The sequence below is a fragment of the Streptomyces sp. NPDC111507 genome (assembly GCF_055638955.1).
The window spans coordinates 323,242-340,634 of sequence record NZ_JBVKBU010000004.1 but is presented as its reverse complement, the minus strand read 5'-3'; the positions used below and the strand labels follow the sequence as shown (position 1 = coordinate 340,634).

17 protein-coding genes are annotated in these 17,393 nt (G+C 70.7%); 3 read left to right on the top strand and 14 right to left on the bottom strand.

Annotation, left to right across the window (positions count from 1 at the left end):
- Positions 1–311 precede the first annotated feature (311 nt).
- The 3 genes from ACZ7M2_RS19240 to ACZ7M2_RS19230 all read right to left on the bottom strand — a co-directional run bounded on the left by ACZ7M2_RS19240 (position 312) and on the right by ACZ7M2_RS19230 (position 3,655).
- Positions 312–797, bottom strand: coding sequence for a hypothetical protein (locus ACZ7M2_RS19240; protein ID WP_471596264.1), 486 nt, complete (start codon positions 795–797; stop codon positions 312–314).
- 87 nt (positions 798–884) lie between these two features.
- Entirely contained in the window at positions 885–2,879 is a 1,995-nt protein-coding gene (locus ACZ7M2_RS19235) for an FtsX-like permease family protein (RefSeq protein WP_471596263.1), read from the bottom strand.
- Entirely contained in the window at positions 2,876–3,655 is a 780-nt protein-coding gene (locus tag ACZ7M2_RS19230; RefSeq protein ID WP_471596262.1) for an ABC transporter ATP-binding protein, read from the bottom strand. Before ACZ7M2_RS19230 ends, ACZ7M2_RS19235 begins: the two co-directional genes overlap by 4 nt.
- Positions 3,656–3,774: 119 nt before the next feature.
- Here ACZ7M2_RS19230 and ACZ7M2_RS19225 point away from each other — a divergent pair, with 119 nt between their 5' ends.
- Entirely contained in the window at positions 3,775–5,034 is a 1,260-nt protein-coding gene (locus ACZ7M2_RS19225) for a sensor histidine kinase (protein WP_471596261.1), read from the top strand.
- Positions 5,035–5,147: 113 nt separating this feature from the next.
- On the top strand, positions 5,148–5,771 hold the full coding sequence (locus ACZ7M2_RS19220; protein WP_471596528.1) for a response regulator: 624 nt from the start codon (positions 5,148–5,150) through the stop codon (positions 5,769–5,771).
- Positions 5,772–5,865: 94 nt separating this feature from the next.
- On the opposite strand, the gene ACZ7M2_RS19215 is transcribed toward ACZ7M2_RS19220, so the two are convergent.
- The 4 genes from ACZ7M2_RS19215 to ACZ7M2_RS19200 form a co-directional block, all read right to left on the bottom strand.
- Complete coding sequence (locus ACZ7M2_RS19215) at positions 5,866–6,204, bottom strand: DUF4333 domain-containing protein (protein WP_471596260.1); 339 nt, start codon at positions 6,202–6,204, stop codon at positions 5,866–5,868.
- A gap of 705 nt (positions 6,205–6,909) precedes the next feature.
- Positions 6,910–8,115 carry a DMT family transporter gene (locus tag ACZ7M2_RS19210; protein ID WP_471596259.1) on the bottom strand — a complete coding sequence of 402 codons (1,206 nt, stop codon included), beginning with the start codon at positions 8,113–8,115 and terminating at the stop codon, positions 6,910–6,912.
- Positions 8,112–8,348 carry a hypothetical protein gene (locus ACZ7M2_RS19205; protein WP_471596258.1) on the bottom strand — a complete coding sequence of 79 codons (237 nt, stop codon included), beginning with the start codon at positions 8,346–8,348 and terminating at the stop codon, positions 8,112–8,114. Before ACZ7M2_RS19205 ends, ACZ7M2_RS19210 begins: the two co-directional genes overlap by 4 nt.
- Positions 8,349–8,436: 88 nt before the next feature.
- Complete coding sequence (locus ACZ7M2_RS19200; RefSeq protein WP_471596257.1) at positions 8,437–8,676, bottom strand: hypothetical protein; 240 nt, start codon at positions 8,674–8,676, stop codon at positions 8,437–8,439.
- A gap of 300 nt (positions 8,677–8,976) precedes the next feature.
- On the opposite strand from ACZ7M2_RS19200, the gene ACZ7M2_RS19195 reads away from it, so the two are divergent.
- Positions 8,977–9,129: a hypothetical protein gene (locus tag ACZ7M2_RS19195; RefSeq protein WP_471596256.1), complete on the top strand. Its 153-nt coding sequence runs from the start codon at positions 8,977–8,979 to the stop codon at positions 9,127–9,129.
- A 1,249-nt stretch (positions 9,130–10,378) separates the two neighbouring features.
- Here ACZ7M2_RS19195 and ACZ7M2_RS19190 read toward each other — a convergent pair.
- The 7 genes from ACZ7M2_RS19190 to ACZ7M2_RS19160 form a co-directional block, all read right to left on the bottom strand.
- Positions 10,379–11,806 (bottom strand): purine-cytosine permease family protein, encoded by a 1,428-nt coding sequence (locus tag ACZ7M2_RS19190; protein WP_471596255.1) that lies wholly within the window; start codon positions 11,804–11,806, stop codon positions 10,379–10,381.
- Positions 11,807–12,221: 415 nt separating this feature from the next.
- Positions 12,222–13,265: an LLM class flavin-dependent oxidoreductase gene (locus ACZ7M2_RS19185; RefSeq protein ID WP_471596254.1), complete on the bottom strand. Its 1,044-nt coding sequence runs from the start codon at positions 13,263–13,265 to the stop codon at positions 12,222–12,224.
- The gene (locus ACZ7M2_RS19180; protein ID WP_471596253.1) at positions 13,262–13,546 is read right to left on the bottom strand and encodes a tautomerase family protein; all 285 of its coding nucleotides are present in this window, start codon (positions 13,544–13,546) and stop codon (positions 13,262–13,264) included. The genes ACZ7M2_RS19185 and ACZ7M2_RS19180 overlap by 4 nt, the downstream gene beginning before the upstream one ends.
- Positions 13,547–13,557: 11 nt before the next feature.
- On the bottom strand, positions 13,558–15,045 hold the full coding sequence (locus ACZ7M2_RS19175; RefSeq protein ID WP_471596252.1) for an aldehyde dehydrogenase: 1,488 nt from the start codon (positions 15,043–15,045) through the stop codon (positions 13,558–13,560).
- Positions 15,038–15,769, bottom strand: a complete 732-nt coding sequence (locus ACZ7M2_RS19170; protein ID WP_471596251.1) for an alpha/beta fold hydrolase — start codon at positions 15,767–15,769, stop codon at positions 15,038–15,040. The genes ACZ7M2_RS19175 and ACZ7M2_RS19170 overlap by 8 nt, the downstream gene beginning before the upstream one ends.
- A gap of 7 nt (positions 15,770–15,776) precedes the next feature.
- Positions 15,777–16,328, bottom strand: coding sequence for an amino acid synthesis family protein (locus ACZ7M2_RS19165; RefSeq protein ID WP_471596250.1), 552 nt, complete (start codon positions 16,326–16,328; stop codon positions 15,777–15,779).
- The gene (locus ACZ7M2_RS19160) at positions 16,325–16,951 is read right to left on the bottom strand and encodes an amino acid synthesis family protein (RefSeq protein WP_471596249.1); all 627 of its coding nucleotides are present in this window, start codon (positions 16,949–16,951) and stop codon (positions 16,325–16,327) included. The genes ACZ7M2_RS19165 and ACZ7M2_RS19160 overlap by 4 nt, the downstream gene beginning before the upstream one ends.
- Between the last annotated feature and the right edge of the window lie 442 nt (positions 16,952–17,393).

Sequence of the window (17,393 nt, the reverse complement as noted above, 5' to 3'; positions counted from 1 at the left end):
TGATCTCGCGAGGAACCCCGGGCGTTCACGCCCGGGCGCCGCCTCCGTCGGAGCCCGGCCGAGCCGCGCAACCTGTACCGCTCTTCTCAGAAAACGTCCCAGTCGCCAGTGATCACCGCCGTTGGCTGCGTCAAGGGCCCCGGACAGTGATCGATCCGGGGCCCTTGCCCTTGTGCCCCCGGCAGGATTCGAGATCAGCGCCGCGCGGCAGCGTGCTCCGTCCGGCTCATGACGCCTCGTGCCGGACAGTCCGCTCACGCATCGCTCACGCATGAAGTCCGCGTCCTGGAAAGCGGGCATGCAGCTGGCAGTCAGGGGCCATGGTCAGTTGCAGCCGCCGGTTCGCGCGGGTGCCACAGACCGTCGCATCGGTGATGAAGCGGCCGACGAGGCGAGCCGTGTCGCCCTCGATCTCGACGGCTGCAGGTCGTCGAGATCGTCGGTGTCGCCGTCGGGCATCGCCCGCAGAAGGTCGCGCGCGGCAGCCGGTGGCCCTGCAGCGTCGAGAAGGTGGCGAAGTGCGCGGCCAGCGCCGTACCGGCGAGAGCGCCCAGGAGAGCACCTCGGCGTTGCTCCTTGCGCACGAGAAAACGCTCGCCGCGGAAGACCTTCCCGAACTCGCGCCGGCGGATCAGCGCGACCACCGGTCCGAGGGTCAGGAGCCCCAGCGCGTTGCGGCCCAGCGCCAGCGCGAGCGCGGAGCCGGTGGCGAACGCGGTGAGCGGCGCGGTCGCGGAAAACGCGCCGACCGTCACCAGCACGGCGGTGAGGGAGATGGCATCAAGCTTGGTGCGCATGGCGCGGGGGAACCTTCTTGCGATAGGGAGTTCATGGATGACCGTCAAAACCGGTCAACGAGGTCGAGGTCGGCGGCACAGTTCTGGCTAGTCCGGGCGCGGGCCCGCTTCTCCCGCGACCGAGCGCAGCAGCGGGCGGCTCGCCACGCTCGCGCCGGCCAGGCCCGCGAAGCCCAGCGCCAGGCAGCCGGCGAGGAGCGCGGTGCCACGGCCGTCGAACTGCGGGGCACCCCCGGCGAGCGTCAGCGGCGCCGCGCAGAACAGCCCCGTGAGCACCGCGCCGCCTGCGAGCACGGCGGCGGGCAGCACCGATTCCGTGCGCCTGGCCGCGTCCAGGACCCGCAGCGGGGTGCCCGCGAGATGCAGCAGGCCGTACGTGCGGCGGCGGTCCAGGACGGACGAGGCGGCCGTGATGCCCGTAGAGGCGATGGCGATGGCGAAGCTCGCACCGAGCACGGCCAGCGTCACGAGGTGGAAGTCGCGGTCGAACTGCCGTGACTGCCAGGCGACATCGGGGCCCGTGACCGGGTACTGGCCGGGCACGAGGCCGGTGAGCACAGCGCGCGCCGCGTCCAGTCGGGCCGGGTCCGCGACGGTCGCGGTGACCTGGCGCTCGCCGCCTCCGCCCACGCCGGTGGCGACCCAGTCGTCGTTCGTGACGACGGTGGCGTGGACGCCCGCGCGTTCCAGCCGTGCGGTGGCCTGCTGCCGTACGGCGGCGACGCGCTCCTTCGGCACGGACAGCGCGAGCTGGTCCGCGCTGCCCCACGGCGAGTCGCCGCCGAGGCTGAACAGCGCGAAGAAACCGGCCACGAAGGCCGCGAGCGTCAGCGCCGACACCGCACGCCACACGGACTTGGGGTCGTCGAGCAGACGGCGCCCCGCAAGCAGCGTCGCCGGTCGCCGCGCCGACCCGGCGACGAGAGTGCCGAGTACGCCGACCACCCAGGGGCCGATGACGGACAGCGCGGCGAAGACGGCGGCGCAGCAGTACACCACCGCGTTGATGTCCATCGGCTTGCCTTTGGACAGTTGCCAGTAGCCGAGCAGTACGGCGACGAACAGCAGCGCGCGTACGGCGTTCATACGAGGAGTGCGCGAGCGGCGTACGACGCCGAGCGGGCCCACGACCACCTGCCGCAGTCCCGCCAGCGCGCTGGCCGCCACCATCAGCACCACGCCGGCGAGCACGGCGAGCAGGACTCCCGTACCGACCCAGAGGTCGGAGACGTACCAACTTCCGCCTGCGAGGGGGACCTTGGCCGCAAGGGGCAGCAGGACCGCATAGCCCAGCGCGCCCGCGACGGCCCCTGCCGTACCGGTCAGCGTCGCCTCGGCCACCGCGATCCCCGCGATCCGGCCCGGCGCAGCGCCCAGCAGCCGCAGCGTCGCCAGCCGGGTGTCGCGACGCGAGACGGACAGCCGGGCCGAGGAGGCGCCGAGCGCGAGCAGCGGCACGATCAGCAGTACCGTGGCGATCTTCACCAGAGCCTGGTACTGCGCACCGAGGCCGTCCGCCGTGCGCTTGCCCGCGAAGTCCGCGACGGGCGTGGGCGTGACGATGTCCCCCGGACGGCGCGGGTCGGTGCCGCGCCGCACCGTCATCGCCGGGTCATCGGCGCGGTGCCCGACGACGGCCACCTTCTCGCCGGGCCTGACCAGCGCGGCGCGGCCGAGCGTGCCGGTGGTGTTCCTGCCGCCGGGCAGCTTGCCGAGCGCGGGCGACGTCCACACCTCGCCCGGCTCCGGGAAGTGCGGCATACCGGGAGGCGCGGGCGCCTCGCCGCTCCGGCCCGGCAACGCCGCGACATCGACGACGGTCACGGGCTCACCGCCGACGAAGGTGGTGCCCACCGCTTCGACGGCCACCGCGCGCGAGATCCCGGCCGTGGCGGGGGTGCGCCAGTCGGCGTGCGCGGCGCGTGAGCCGAAGCCGAGGTTGGCGCCGACGCACAGGAGCAGCAGCGTGGTGCAGATCGCCGCGGCGGCGACGGACAGTCCGGCGCCTAGCCGGCCGTGCCGGCCGCCGCCGCGGAGCAGCCGCCAGGTCAGTGTCCATATGGTGCGGTCCAGGGTCCTCATCGCGCAACGCCGCTGGTCGCGCCGGTTACGTCGCCGGCCACGCCGGTCCAGGCCGACTCCGGCCCCGCATCGGCTTCTGCCTCCGCTTCTGCCTCCCGGACGATCCGCCCGTCCCGCACCTGCACGGTACGGTCGCACCAGCGAGCCACCGACCGGTCGTGGGTGACCACGACCAACGCCGTGTTCTGCGTCCTGGTGACCTCCGTCAGCATCCGGATCACGTCCTGCCCGGTGGCCTGGTCGAGCGCGCCCGTCGGCTCGTCGGCGAAGACGACCTGGGCGCCCGCGACCAACGCCCGTGCGAGAGCCACCCGTTGTGCCTGTCCGCCGGACAGCTGGCCGGGACGGCTGTCCTCCTTGCCCTCCAGGCCCAGCGGCGCGAACCACTGACGCGCGCGCCGCTCCGCCTCGCGGCGCGAGGTACCGCCGAGCATCAGCGGGAGCGCCACGTTCTCCACCGCCGGCAGTTCGGGCAGCAACTGCCCGAACTGGAAGACGAAGCCGAAGCGGGTACGGCGCAGCTCGCTGCGGTGCGGCTCGCGCAACTGGTCGATGCGCTCGCCGTTCAGCAGCACTTGGCCGCTGTCCGGGCGCTCGATGTTCGCGAGGCAGTGCAGCAACGTCGACTTGCCGGACCCGGAGGGGCCCATCACGGCCAGCGACTCGCCTGCTCGCACGGCGATGTCCACGCCGTCGAGCGCGTGGGTGGATCCGAAGGACTTGGACAGTCCGATACCGCTCAACACGGGTGGCGGAGCGGAGTAGTTGTTGGTCATGTACTCCAACATCCGCCGCTGCGGCGGACCCTCGCCTCGGCCGGCCGACCGGTTGGGAGCCGCCGCGTCGTCCTTTTGACCGAGGCCGCACGGCGGGGGCCGCCCCTACGCTGCGAGATGTGCCAGACGCGAGAGACACAGACGATCACACCCGGAATTCCCCGCTGCCCCAGCGCACCGCCCTCACCGCACTGGGGGTGGTCATGGCGCTGTTGTGGGTGGTCGACGTGGCCGGCGTCGCGTCCGATGCCGGACTCGAAGGCGGCAGCGCATGGTGGAGGCCGGCCCCGGGCCTCGTGGCGGCCGTCGCGCTGCTGCTGCCCGGCAGACGTATCGCGCCGGCCTGGGGTGCGGGTGCCGCGGTGCTCGTCTCCTGGACGGTGACGCTGGTTCTCTTCACGTCCGTGAAGCCGTCGCTGATCGCCGACTGGGGCCTGCTGGAGACGCTGTGCCTGTTGCTCCTGCTGGTGCGTACCGCGAGAGACGTACCGCAGCCCTGGCTGGCCGCCACGCTGGGCACCGCACTCGCCTCCGCCGTGATCGCGGCACCGATGCGGATGGACGACGAGAGCGGCAACTCGGTCTTCTCCTTCCTCCTGATCTTCTTCACGGGTGGTGCCGTGGGCATCGGTTCCTACCTCCGCAGCCTCGACGACCGCAGAAGCCGCGCCGTCGCCGAAACGCGCCAGAACGAACGCCTTGAACTCGCCCGCGAACTGCACGACTTCGTCGCCCACCACGTCACGGGTATCGTCGTCCAGGCCCAGGCGGCCCGTACGATCCGCGAGATCGCGCCCGAGCAGGTGGACCCGCTGCTGCGCGGTATCGAGCAGGCCGGGGGCGAGACCCTGCAGTCGATGCGCAAGCTGGTGCGCGTGCTGCGCGACGACACCAAACGGGCGGTGCGGCCGGGGGAGCTGTACGCCGAACTGGGCGAACTGGTCGCCACTTTCTCCGAACGCGACGTCCCGGCCACCCTCCAGGTCGCGGCCGAGGCCCGGCAGGCGCGGCCGGCCCCCGAGGTGGAGACCTCCGTGCGCAACGTCGTGCGTGAGGCGCTGACGAACGTACGCCGCCACGCGCCGGGTTCACCGTCCGTCTCCGTACGGATCGCCCTGTCGGACGACGGCGGCGGTGATGTCGACAGCGCGGCCGCCCGGCGGCTTCGGGTCGAGGTGCACAACGCACCACCAACGCCGCGGCAGGCGGAGCCGAACGCCGAACCTCTCGGCGGGCGCGGCGGCCTCGGCCTCATCGGGCTGACCGAACGCGCCGAGGCGGTCGGCGGCACGCTCCACGCGAGCCGGGCCGAGGACGGCGGCTGGAGGCTGACGGCGGAGTTCCCGCTGCGCGGCGCTGTGGCAGGATCCCCCGCATGACCAACGCTGGCGGATCAAGCGCATCGAGCGCATCGAGCGCATCGGGCGCATCGGGCGGATCAGGTGGATCAGACGGATCGTCGATCCGGGTCCTGATCGCCGACGACCAGGAAATGGTGCGCACGGGCTTCCGGTTGATCCTCCAGACCCAGCCCGGTATCGAGGTCGTGGGCGAGGCGGCCGACGGCGCGGAGTGCGTGGACCTGGCCAGGAAGCTGCGGCCCGACGTGTGCCTGGTCGACATCCGGATGCCGAAACTCGACGGGCTGGAAGTGACCCGGCTGCTCGCGGGCCCGAAGGCCGTCGCTCCGCTGCGCGTGGTGGTCGTGACCACCTTCGACCAGGACGACTACGTCTACGGGGCGTTGAGCAACGGTGCCTGCGGGTTCCTGTTGAAGGACGCGGGCCCCGGACTGCTGGTGGAGGCGGTACGCGCGGCGGCGCGCGGCGACGCGCTGATCTCCCCCTCCGTGACCGTACGGCTCCTGAAGCGGATCGGCGAGCAGCGGCCCGCCGCCGGCAGCGAGGTGTCTTCCGGGCCTTTGACGGAACGGGAGTTGGATGTGGCCCGGCTGGTCGCCGACGGGCGGACCAATCAGGAGATCTGCGCCGAGCTCTGCGTCTCGCTCTCCACCGTCAAGTCCCATCTGACCAACATCCAGGTCAAGTTGGGGCTGCGGAACCGCGTGGAGATCGCCGCCTGGGCATGGCGCTGCGGCGTGGTCGGCGACCGCTGAACCCGTCGCCGCACCATGCCGTCCGGCGGGCGGGCTGCTGCTGCCCGCCCTTTCCCGCCGCCGCGTCCGGCCTCCGACTCCCCCTCGCCCTCTTCTACTTCGACAGGCCGTAGTCGAAGCTCACCCTGTCGCCGTTCACCCCGGTCACGGAGATCAGCATCGTCTTCTTCTCGCCCTTGAAGACGGCGGTGCACGAAACGGTGTAGTCCATCTTCGCGTGCAGGCCGCTCGGGCAGCTCACGGACTGCGGGCCGTCCTGGATGAAGGGGATGCCGTAGTTCTCCTTGGCCAGCTTCTCGACCACCGCGCGCGAAACCGTGTGATCCGCTCCGCCCGCGGTGGCGACCGACGAGTTGTCGAACACGTTCCACGCCGTCACCACGCCTGCCGCCAGCACGGCGGCCGCGGCCAGGGCTATGACGATGCGCTTCATGGGGTGCTCCCTCGATTCCCGTGACGGCCGGTCCCTACCGGCTGTTCCCCTCAGAGCTTCCTCTCCCACCTGCTCCACTGCCTCGGCACAACGGCCGGTAGTGCCCCCGAGCCTCGGCCGAAAGGACGACGGCCGTTCGCCGCGACGCACCCGCCATCGCCTCACCCGCGCCATCTGCCTGTGGAACACCCTCTTCCTGGACGCTGCCGTCGCCCAACTCCGTGCCGAGGGCCGGGGGATCGAGGGCGAGGCGTGGCCCGCCTCTCCCCGTTGAAGGACCGGCACATCGACGAAGGATGGGCGCGGCTACGGGCCTACGACCACGGGGTCGGTTTCGGTGCCGTGGCCGCGGGTGAAGTGCAGGCGGTCGCGGCCGTCGCCGAGCGGTTCGGCGCGCTCCAGCTTGTGGCCCCATCGGACGGTGCCGGGGGCGAGGAAGCCGAGCCGACGCCGCCCTGGAGACCTCCGCCTTCGCCCGCCGCGCCGACGACCCCGAACGAGCCGTTGACGTCGCCTTCGACCTCCTCGAACACGGATGGAGCGCCTCGCCCGGCGAAGCTGCTGCGGGTGCCGACCCCGGCTGACCGCCCCCGGCGCCGCTCGACCGAACACCCCGGACACCCCGGACCTGGCACGGGCAACTTGAGTGCGGCCGGGTCCGGGTCCGGAAGCGGACCGTGTTCGGGCCGCGCTCGGATGGGCGGTCTACCGCCGCCCACCGCGGTCCGCCGATGCCTCAGCGGGACGGTCGAGGTTCGGCCCCTCCTCCATGTGCGGCATGCGCAAGAGCATGGTGTCGAAGGCCCCCGCACCGTGATAGGTGAGGGTGATCGTCGGGCTCTCGTCCGCGGTGTACCTTGCCCAGTCCACTCTGGGGTCGTGTCCGGCGGAGTCCGGGAACGTCGGGTGCCGCGGTGCGGGCGGAGGCTGGGGCGGGTCGGGGGCGTAGGCCGGGTACGGAGGTATTCCCGTACTGCGGTGTCTGCCCTGCTGTGCCGTGGCTTGTTCCGCGACGCCGCTCGTCACCACGACCGTGACGCCGACGGTGATCAACAGGAGTCCGGGCACGGTCGCGGGCTTGATGCCCTGCCCCATGAACCACCACGCGGCGAGCGCCGCCACGGGGGTCTCCAGCAGGAGCAGGACGCTCATTGTCGTCGCCGATGTCCTGCCGAGGGCGAAGTTCAGTGAGCCGAGTCCCAGGATCTGGGGAAGGACGAGCAGCCCGAGCAGCGACAGTTGCGTGGATCTGTCGAAGCCCGTCAGCGGGATGTGGGCCAGTCGGCAGACGGCGAGGAGTTCCAGACCGCAGACCAGCGAAGTGAACGTCGAATACAGCGGTGTGCTGACATCCGCGCGCGACCGTTCGCTCAGCGCGGTGTACCCGGCCTGGGCGACGGCCCCGACGAGGGCGAGCAGGTCCCCCAGCAGCGCCGTACCGCCGGACCTGATGTCGAGACCGCCCGCCGCGGCCGCTCCGAGCACGGAGAGCGTGAGACCCGCCCAGGTCCGGCGGGGCGTCCGGACGCCCTGGCCCGCGGCGATGAGGGCCTGCCAGACGGGCTGGGTGGCGACGAGCGCCGTGGACATGGCGACCGAGGTCAGCCGGGTGCTCGTCATGAAGGCCGCGAAGTGGAGGGCGAGCGACGTGGCCGCGAGGAAGCCGAAGAGCAAGGGCCGCCACTGTTCCCGGCGCAGCAGGCGGCGCTCGCCGCGCGCGACGCGCACCACCTCGCGACGGCGCAGTAACAGCAGGAGAGGCCCGAGTACGGCGAAGCCGAGACAGTTGCGCCAGAAGGCCATGGCGAGCGGTGAGGCGGAGGCGGCGGCGGTGAGCGGGGCGGTGGCCGAGACGGAGACCACGGTGACTGCCATCGCCGCCATGGACAGCGGATCGAGCCTGGGCTTCACGCGTTCGTACCGCCGTCCGCGGTCGACCGGGCGGCGGATGCCGGGGTTCCGATGCAGTCGCGCGGGGAACGAGGCGGCGGAACATGGGCGTTCGCGTGGCGGTACTCCGCGGCGTCCGTCCCGCCGTGGCCGCGATCGAAGACGTCCATGCTGTGCGGGCCCAGTCGTGTTCCGTGGCGTACTCGCACGAACTGCCACGCGGCCGCCGCGGATATCGACGTGTCGGCGGTCAAGGCGGACAAGGCGAATGGGCCGTCGGCGGTATGTCCGATATCGGTCACTGGGTACGCGGTTTCTGTGCTGGGGGGTGGGGGCGGCGGCTCAGGGCTTCGCCGGCGGAGGTGAGACCGTTCGGCGCCGACGTGTCCTCGTCGTCCAATGAGGGAAGACCCTCGGCCCCCTGGCCTCGACGACGGTCGCCGCCGGCCCGGAAGGGCTGTGGGCGGACGTGGTGGCGTGTCGGCCGGGCGTGGCGTGGGCGGCGGTGGTGTCGCTCAGCGCGGTGCCGAGGGCCGTCATGTCGGTGAGGACCACGACGATCGCGGAATGCTTCAGCCTCATGGGTCGTGCTTCCTTCCGAAGACGCGGTCCGGCCGCTACGCCGGACATCGCGTCCGGGACGTGGTGGGCGGGGATGCCGTGTCCAGGTGAGTCGGGCCGAGCCGAAGCCGGCGCCGCGTGGACGGCGAGGTCGCCGTACCGGGTTCCGGGCTGGTGACGCCGGTCGCCCCCCGCCCGTGTTCCGTGCCGGGACCGGCCCTGCGCCCTGCTCGTGGCTCCGAGTGTGCTGGCGTCGGCCGCTCGCAGCCTGCCCCTGCCAGGGGCAGGCTGCCGGGCGTCCTGGTGCTCGATACTCAACGCATGGACAAGAGGCCGCGGTCGGGGAAGTTCCTCAAGGTCCGCCGGCCGCAGTTGCAGCCCGGGGACGTGGGACTCTTGGATTTCGGGGAGCGCCGTCGCGTGCCGGGTCAGCGCCGCGACGAGCCGGCGCAGCTCGCCGGGCCCTGCGCGTGACGCGCTCGGCAGTCGCATGGGCGAGTGCTGGGAGGCCGCATGCCTCCGATGCTCCCCGTGGGGAGCCTGGCGGCGTCGTGGTCGAGATCGCTGCCGCACACGGCATACCTGCTGACCGGGGCCTGGGAGCAGGGCCGGGACCTGCTCCGGACTGCGCTTGCCTCCACCGCTCGGCGTTGGTCAAAGCCGACGATCGCAACCAGTCCGGCCATGGAGCTGACTCTCGGTGAACGGGGGGCGCTTGGCGCTGCCGTGTGGTGCGGTTTCTCGTTGTCAGCGCCGTGCGGCAGGTTGGTGGGTCTTCCTCGTGGCGCCCTGCGCCGGATCGTCCGCTCACGCATCGCTCACGCGCGGAAGCTCGCACCAGTGATCGTTGAACGCGAGGTCAGAGCTGCCCGAGGTCGATCTCCGCAGGGAAGGGAGCGGAAACCTTGACGACGCCGGTGAACACGTCGCCGGTCCGGTAGGACTTGGCCGTTCTGACCGTGGCCTTGTCCGTCCAGGGCTTGACTCAGGGCCGTAGCTCGCAGCGGCCCCTGGGGTCGCCGGCCCGCGTCTTGCGCGGGCTCTTGATGATCCGTAAAGAGCGGGGTGACGTGGACTCTTAGCGGACTTTGTGGCACGGGTGTGGCACGGACGTGCTCACAGCAAAGGGCCAGTTCGGGAGGATCATCCCCGCGAACTGGCCCTTCATCGTGTGCCCCCGGCAGGATTCGAACCTGCGACACCCGCTTGAGGAGGGGGATCGAATCCTTGCCGGGTGGTGCTCGACGCTGCTACGCCGTGCTGGTTCCCCTGGTCAGCAGCGTGCAGTTGCGTGCTCGATCCCCCGTATGACGCTTCGTGCCGGACAGTCCGCTCACGCATCGCGCACTCAAGAAGCCCGCGTCCTGGCGGGTCAGGATGTTGTTGACGCGCCGCATCCGCCACAACAGGGTCAATTGACGGAAGGTGGAGGCTGACCTGCCGTGCCGTGCCCGTCGACGGCACAGCACGCGAGAACGCCGACGAATCGATCCACAAGCCTTTGGAGGCGCCCCCGCACCCCCCACCCCTGTTGGTCGGGCAGGCTGATGAAGCACCGCACTCGACGGTGCCACACTCTCAGCGCATGCCGTCGGTTCCATCGGCTTACGCCGCACCCCACGCAGCGATGCCCGCAGCCGGATGAAGAGCCGCGGCGTGGCGGGCGGCCGGCCGCCGATCGGGCGGCACCGCACAGCGGCGCCGCCCGATCCCCGACGCCTCGTCAGAAGTCCGTCAAGGCCGTCGGGTTCTCGGCATGTGCCCCGGGTGAGGTCGCGCCGTCGCGGACCCACAGGGGCTTGAGGCGGTACGTCAGCAGGTACAGCACCGCCCCCGCACCGGCCGCGACGAACATGCTCAGATCGCCCGCGCCCGGGTACGCCTTGGAGAACGGCCCGGTGTAGAAGCTGGACTGCCAGAACGGGACGGAGACGGCGACCCCGCCGGCCCAGGCGACGAAGCCCCAGTCCAGCACCCGGCGCCGGTCGTAGAGCTCCTCGATGCGGGACGGGTCGGAGCGGCCGCCGAGGTAGAAGTCGAGCAGCAGCACGGCGGCGAAGGGGGCGATGAAGTAGGCGGTGAGGTTGAGGAAGACCTTGAACTTGGCCTCCGTACCCGACTCGCCCCACAGGCTGATCACATAGGCCAGCAGACAGATGACGGTGACCGCCTGCGAGCGCGTGACCGGGATCTTCAGCGTCTGGACCGAGATCGCGCCGCCGTAGACGTTGAGGAAGTTCTGCGCGAGGGCGGACAGGCCGACGGCGAGCAGGGCGGGGACCGCGAAGGGACCGGCCAGTTCGTGCAGGGCGGTGATCGAGTCGGAACTCGTGGCGCTGCCGCCGACGACCACGCCGAGGATGCCCAGCCAGCAGATGGTGACGAAGTTGCCGAGGCCGGTGTACCAGGCGGTGCGGGTGACGACGTCGGGAGTGTCCGGCAGATAGCGGGAGTAGTCCGAGGCGAACGGCGCCCAGGCCACCAGGAAGGAAAGGAACCAGCCGCCGAAGGTGATCCAGCCGCCGGTGGAGCCGATGTACCCGGACGCGTGCGAGTCGGCGTGGAAGAGACTCCCGCCGCGCACCACCGCAACCACGGTGATCAGCAGGAAGAGCGGAGTCAGGATGTAGGTCAGCACCTTCTGCAGGTAGTTGATCATGTTGTAGCCGTAGATCGACACCACCAGTTCGATGGCCGTGAGCACGGCGCCGCACAGCCAGAACGGCAGATGGGTCAGCTCCGCGAACGCCTTGCCGCCCAGGATGACGGTGACCGCCGCCCAGCCGACTCCGGAGAAGACGTTGATGTATGCCACGGGCACGAAGTTGCCGAAGAAGCCGAGCGGGCCGCGGGCCTGGATCTGCTGCGGCACGCCGAGCCGTATGCCCATCCGGGACATCACGGCCATCAGCAGTGAGCCGAGCGCCGCGCCGATGACGATGGCGGTGACGGCGGCGCCGAAGCTCAGCCCGAACCAGGCCGCGCTGAAGCCGAGCAGGATGATCGGGAAGTTGAGGCCGGCCGCGAACCAGACGAAGAACTGCGAACTGGGCCTGCCGTGGCGCTCGTTGTCGGGGATGTGGTCGACCCCGAAGGGTTCGACCTTGGTGACCGCGCTGCCGTACACCGGTGCCGAGGCATCGTGGGACATGGCGTGCTCCTGGGGACGGGGAAAGGAGGCTGCTTCAGTGGGGGGTGGGGGCGGCTGTGGAGTCTCACCAGGGCGGGGCCATCCGTGAGATGTCGAACGCTCTGCCGCTGCACACCTGTGGGCCGAGGCCAGGTGGCGGGTGGTGACGACCCGGCCGGTGAAGGTGGTGTGGCTGCGGGTGTCGAGCCGCTCACCGATCTTCACCTTCGGCCGGGTGCACGATTTCGTTGACCAGGGGTGTGTGGAAGGGGCTTGGGGGTCCAGGCGGCTGCCCTGGTCGCGAAAGGGGCGCAACCTGCCGGGCAAGGCAGGCGAGTTGCGGTTGACCGCCTGGAAAACCGAGTCCGAGCCCAGGGCGTGTTCCGAGCACAGTCGCCGACTCTCCTGGGCTACGACTCCGCCGGACAGAGCCGGCCTACTGGAACGCCGGCATGACCTCCTTGATGAACAGCTCCAGCGACGTGCGCTTCTCCTCGTGCGACAGGCCGGTGTCGATCCAGAAGCTGTACTCGTCGACGCCGAGCTCCTGGTAGGCGCGCAGCCGTTCGATCACTTCGGCAGGGGTGCCGATCATCGCCGTCCTGTGCAGCGACTCCGGCGCGAACTCGGGGCGGCCCTCGAACTTCGACTCCGGGCTGGGGTCGAGGAACCCGTTCCGAGGGGTGGTCTTATTACCGAACCAGGCGTCGAAGGTCCGGTAGAACCGGCCGATCGCCTCCGCGGCCGGGCGCCACCCGTCGGGCTCGTCGGGGGAGTGGACGTGGGTGTGCCGCAGCACCATCAGCTCGGGACGCGACACCTCGGGGTGGTTGGCCACCGCGGTGTCGAACTTCTGCTTCAGGTCGACGACTTCCTCGTCCCCCTTCATCAGCGGGGTGACCATGACGTTGCAGCCCTGGGCGACGGCGAAGTCGTGGGAGTCGGGGTCGCGGGCGGCGATCCACATGGGCGGGGTGGGCTGCTGCACCGGCTTGGGCACGCTGGTCGACGTCGGGAACTTCCAGATCTCGCCGTCGTGGGCGTAGTCGCCCTGCCAGAGCGCCCGGACGGCGGGCACGAGCTCGCGCAGGTGCTTGCCGCCGTCGCGGGCCGACAGGCCGCCCGCCAGCCGGTCGAACTCGAACTGGTAGGCGCCCCGGGCGAGTCCCACCTCCATCCGGCCGTTGCTGATGACGTCGAGCAGCGCGCACTCACCGGCGGCGCGGATCGGGTTCCAGAACGGGGCGACGATGGTCCCGGCGCCGAGGCGGATGGTCGTGGTCTGCGCGGCCAGGTGGGCGAGGATCGGGATCGGACTGGGGGAGATGGTGTACTCCATCGAGTGGTGCTCGCCGATCCACACGGTGCCGAACCCGCCCGCCTCGGCCATCAGGGCCAGCTCGGTGAGGTTCTCGAAGAGCTGGCGGTGGCTGACCTCCTCGTCCCAGCGCTCCATGTGTACGAACAACGAAAACCTCATGACTGCTCCTCGTCCTGCGGGCCGGCCAGGTGCCGTGCGGTGTCCTGGCCGCTGTGTCTGTCGGTGGTCGAGCCGGACTGTCCCGTGCCGGCGGAGTCCATCTCGGTGAGGGTGACGTCGCCGGTGGCCCAGTGCGACCGGGGAACCTCGTGAACGACGACACGGATGTGTTCGGGCCGGGTGTTCGTGGTGCGCAGGACCGCTGCGTGCACTTCGTGCAGCAGGGCCCGGATCTGCTCCGGGGTGCGGCCCTCAGCGAGGGTGATGGCGACCTGTGGCATGTCGGCTCCTGTCAGCTCCGCATGGTGAACGGGTCGGCCACCGGCTCGTCGCTGGTGTTGATCCACACGCTCTTGAGGCGGGTGTACTCCTTGATGGACTCGGTGCCGTGCTCGACACCGACGCCGCTGGTCTTGAAACCCTGCCGTGGGGACATGGGGGACATGGCCCGGTAGGTGTTGACCCAGACGGTCCCGGCGTCGAGCCGGGCCGCCATCCGGTGCGCCCGGGCGAGGTTCGTCGTCCAGACGCCGGCCGCGAGCCCGTAGTCGGTGTCGTTGGCCAGCCGGACGACCTCCTCCTCGGTGTCGAACGGCATGACGGCCAGCACGGGTCCGAAGATCTCCTCACGGACGACGCGCATGCTGTTGTCGACGTCCACGAGGATGGTGGGCTCGTAGAACCAGCCGCCGAGCCCGCCGTCGGTGGGCTGCCCGCCGGTCAGCACCCGGGCGCCTTCGCTGCGTCCGAGATCGACGTATCCCGCCACCTTGTCGCGCTGGTCGGCGAAGGCCAGCGGGCCGAGCTCGGTCGCCGCGTCCAGGGGGTCGCCGATGCGGATGGTCCTGGCGCGTTCGGCGACCCGCTCGAGCAGCTCGTCGTAGACCGACCGGTGGGCGAAGACGCGGCTGCCCGCGATGCAGGTCTGTCCGGCGGCGGCGAAGATGCCGGCCACGACGCCCATCGCCGCGTTCGCGATGTTCGCGTCCTCGAAGACGATGTTGGGGGACTTGCCGCCGAGTTCGAGCGTGGAGCCGATGAACCGGCTCGCGGTCGCCGCCGCGATCCGCGCCCCCGTGGCGGTGCTGCCGGTGAAGGAGATCTTCGCGAGGTCGCGGTGGTCGACCAGGGCCTGTCCCGCCTCGGCCCCGAACCCGGTGACGACGTTGACCGCGCCCGGCGGGAAGCCCGCCTCCAGGGCCAGCTCGGCAAGCCTGACGACGGTCGCCGAGGTGTACTCGGAGGGCTTGATCACGACGGTGTTGCCGGCGCAGAGAGCCGGGGCCAGCTTGCTGCTGGTCAGCGTCAGCGGGGAGTTCCAGGGCGTGATCGCCCCTACGACGCCGAGCGGCTCCCGGTTCGTGTAGTTCAGCACCTGGCGGTCGGAGGTGGGGATGAAGTCGCCGTGGATCTTGTCGGCGAGCCCCGCGTAGTAGTGGTAGTACTCCGGCAGGGTGGCCAGCTGTCCTCGCATCTCGCGCAGCAGCTTGCCGTTGTCCAGCGTCTCCATCCGGGCGAGTTCCTCGGCGTTCTCGGCGATCAGGTCACCGAGGCGGCGCAGCAGGTGCCCCCGCCGGGTCTGGCTGAGGTCGCGCCAGCGCGGGTCCTCGAAGGCACTCTTCGCGGCGGCGACGGCCCGGTCGATGTCGGCGGCGTCGCCGCGCGCGGCCCGGTAGAGGACCTCGCGGGTGGCCGGGTTGGTGCTCTCGAAGTACTCGCCCGACGCGGGCTCCATCCGCTCGCCGCCGATGAAGTGCTGCAACGTGGTGAGGTCAGACATGTGAACACTCTCCGAGGAAGGTCGTGAGGGAGTCGACCAGCGCCTGGGGACGCTCGACGGGCAGCATGTGACGCGCCTCGGGGACGACCACCGCACGGCAGTCGGGAAGCGCCGCGGCGAGCCGACGGGTCATCTCCGGGGTGGAGCCGGGATCGTTCTCCCCGGTCACCGCCAGTGCGGGTACGACGATGGCACCCAGGTCCGGCCCGAGTTCCGCGTCCGCCGTGGCGAACACGCGATAACAGCCGAGGAAGGAGCCGACGTCATTGGCGAGCAGCGTGGCCTCGGTGCGGGCCACCCGGTCGGCGCCGACGTCCGTACCGTCGTACCACCGCTTGAGGGACGCGGCCGCGCTCGCCGGGAAGTCGGCCTCCGCGGTGCGCAGCCGGTCGAGGACGGAGGTCCGCTCCTCGGCCGTGCGCTCGCACACCGAGCTGACCGAGGTCAGGGTGGCCACCAGCTCGGGCCGGTGCAGAGCCAGGTGCTGGGCGACCAGCGCCCCCAGTGAGAATCCGACCAGGTGCGAGCCGAGCGGGATCTCATCGGCCACCCCGTCGGCCAGGTCCCCGAGCGTCACTCCGTCGCTCACCGGCGGGCGGGTGCCGTGGCCCGGCAGGTCGGGGGTGATCACGGTGAAGCGGTCGGCCAGGAGCGCGGCGATGGGCTCCCACATGGTGTGGTCGAGCCCGACGCCGTGCAGAAGGACCACGGTCGGCTTGCTCATGGAGCACCTACTGTTCGGTCGTGAGCGGCGCCAGGCGCTGCTGGGGGCGTCCCTGAGCGGCGGCGGCGAGCGCGATGACGATCTCGTTCGGGTGCGGGGCGTCGCTGATGCGGACCTCGAAACTCTGGTGGTGCGAACGGATCGTGGCGTCCGTGATGTGCTTCAGCGGGATGTCGAAGACCACGCCGGCGGGCCCACGCTTCTCGACCGCGGGCAGCAGGGTGGTGGCATGGGCCGCCTTGCGGAAGTGGTCGCCGAACTTGAGGGTGTGGATCAGCGCCGAGCCGTGCTCGATCTCGCCGTCCAGACCGACGATGGCGGCCTTGCCGTATGCCTCGGCGGGGGCCCCGAGGGCGTCGAGGACCGCCGGAGCCAGCAGTGCGCCGAGGTCGGAGGCGTTCGCCTCGATGCCGGGGCCCAGATCCTCGACGAAGCCCCGGCCGGCCCAGGGGTTCTCGATCACCGCCGCGACGACGGCGATCCGGGCGGGACGGTCGAGCTCCCGGCCGCCCTCGGCGCGGATCTCCTCGACGACGGTCACGATCCTGCGGACGCTCATGAGGGAATAACCTCCAGGGTTTCGGTGGTGACGACGGGGTCGGTCATACGGTCCCCGATACGGGGATGCGGGCGCGGCCCCGTCGACGCGGCCGCGATGACGACGATCTCGTCCGCACGAGGTCCGTCGGACACACGGGCGCTGATGGTCTGGTAATGACTGCGCGTCGCGGCGTGGTTCTTGTGCCAGAGGGGGATGATCAGCGACTCTCCGGCCTCGGCACGCGTGTCGGCGAAACAGATGATGGACTCGCCCTGGAGGAACTCTCTCACCAGGTTCCCGAAGTACGGGGTGTGGATGAGTGCCCCGGCATGCTCGATCTCGCCTGCCGTGCCGACGATGGCGGCCTTGCCGAACGATTCGATCTCGTCCGCACCGCCCAGGGAAGTGATGAGCCGGTCGGTCAGCAGCTTCGCGAGTACCGGTGCGATACGAGCCTGCTCCAGGGACAGGTCGGCCGAAGGGCCGGAGTCCACCCATGGATTCCGTATGACCGCGGCGACGCTGGCGCGCCACGCGGGTCGCGCGGGCACCTCGCCCGCCTCGGTCAGGACGACGTCACGGTAGAGCACGAGCTTGCGGAGACCGATGCTCTCGTCAGTGAGTTCCAAGCTCTCTTGCATGGCACAGGACGATAGGCACGTGCTGGCAAACGGGTCAAGAGGTCCGGTCCGAATGGCCTTCGCACGCCTTCCAGGCCTTTGGGTCGACACCTGCTAAAGGGCACTTGAGCTGCATGTTCTGGTGGTCAGTGGGGTTGGGGAAGCAATCCGGTGCCGCCGATCCCTTGACGCTCCCTCTGTGGCGTGCCTTACTGCTTCTTGTATGCCAACGCGGGCCGGGGTTCAGCCTGGTGGACCCAGGGGTTCCATGGCCGTTCACCTTCGAACGGGTGCGGAAGTCGCGGCTGCCCAGCCGTCGGGGAGCAGTGAAAAACCGCCATGCACGGCACAGCCGAGGGCGTGGCGGAGGAGAAGCGAACGGGTTCCGCTTCCTCCTTCTCGGCTCTTCTTGTTGTCTCCGACAGGGCGCGGGCTCTCCCGTTCGCGCCGGCGGACGGACCGC

What these genes read in the sequence shown, in the direction of transcription:
- ACZ7M2_RS19240 (WP_471596264.1), bottom strand. Translation starts at nt 797, where the DNA reads ATGCGCACCAAGCTTGATGCCATCTCCCTCACCGCCGTGCTGGTGACG.
- ACZ7M2_RS19235 (WP_471596263.1), bottom strand. Translation starts at nt 2,879, where the DNA reads ATGAGGACCCTGGACCGCACCATATGGACACTGACCTGGCGGCTGCTC.
- ACZ7M2_RS19230 (WP_471596262.1), bottom strand. Translation starts at nt 3,655, where the DNA reads ATGACCAACAACTACTCCGCTCCGCCACCCGTGTTGAGCGGTATCGGA.
- ACZ7M2_RS19220 (WP_471596528.1), top strand. Translation starts at nt 5,148, where the DNA reads ATGGTGCGCACGGGCTTCCGGTTGATCCTCCAGACCCAGCCCGGTATC.
- ACZ7M2_RS19215 (WP_471596260.1), bottom strand. Translation starts at nt 6,204, where the DNA reads ATGAAGCGCATCGTCATAGCCCTGGCCGCGGCCGCCGTGCTGGCGGCA.
- ACZ7M2_RS19200 (WP_471596257.1), bottom strand. Translation starts at nt 8,676, where the DNA reads ATGAGGCTGAAGCATTCCGCGATCGTCGTGGTCCTCACCGACATGACG.
- ACZ7M2_RS19195 (WP_471596256.1), top strand. Translation starts at nt 8,977, where the DNA reads ATGGACAAGAGGCCGCGGTCGGGGAAGTTCCTCAAGGTCCGCCGGCCG.
- ACZ7M2_RS19190 (WP_471596255.1), bottom strand. Translation starts at nt 11,806, where the DNA reads ATGTCCCACGATGCCTCGGCACCGGTGTACGGCAGCGCGGTCACCAAG.
- ACZ7M2_RS19185 (WP_471596254.1), bottom strand. Translation starts at nt 13,265, where the DNA reads ATGAGGTTTTCGTTGTTCGTACACATGGAGCGCTGGGACGAGGAGGTC.
- ACZ7M2_RS19180 (WP_471596253.1), bottom strand. Translation starts at nt 13,546, where the DNA reads ATGCCACAGGTCGCCATCACCCTCGCTGAGGGCCGCACCCCGGAGCAG.
- ACZ7M2_RS19175 (WP_471596252.1), bottom strand. Translation starts at nt 15,045, where the DNA reads ATGTCTGACCTCACCACGTTGCAGCACTTCATCGGCGGCGAGCGGATG.
- ACZ7M2_RS19170 (WP_471596251.1), bottom strand. Translation starts at nt 15,769, where the DNA reads ATGAGCAAGCCGACCGTGGTCCTTCTGCACGGCGTCGGGCTCGACCAC.
- ACZ7M2_RS19165 (WP_471596250.1), bottom strand. Translation starts at nt 16,328, where the DNA reads ATGAGCGTCCGCAGGATCGTGACCGTCGTCGAGGAGATCCGCGCCGAG.
- ACZ7M2_RS19160 (WP_471596249.1), bottom strand. Translation starts at nt 16,951, where the DNA reads ATGCAAGAGAGCTTGGAACTCACTGACGAGAGCATCGGTCTCCGCAAG.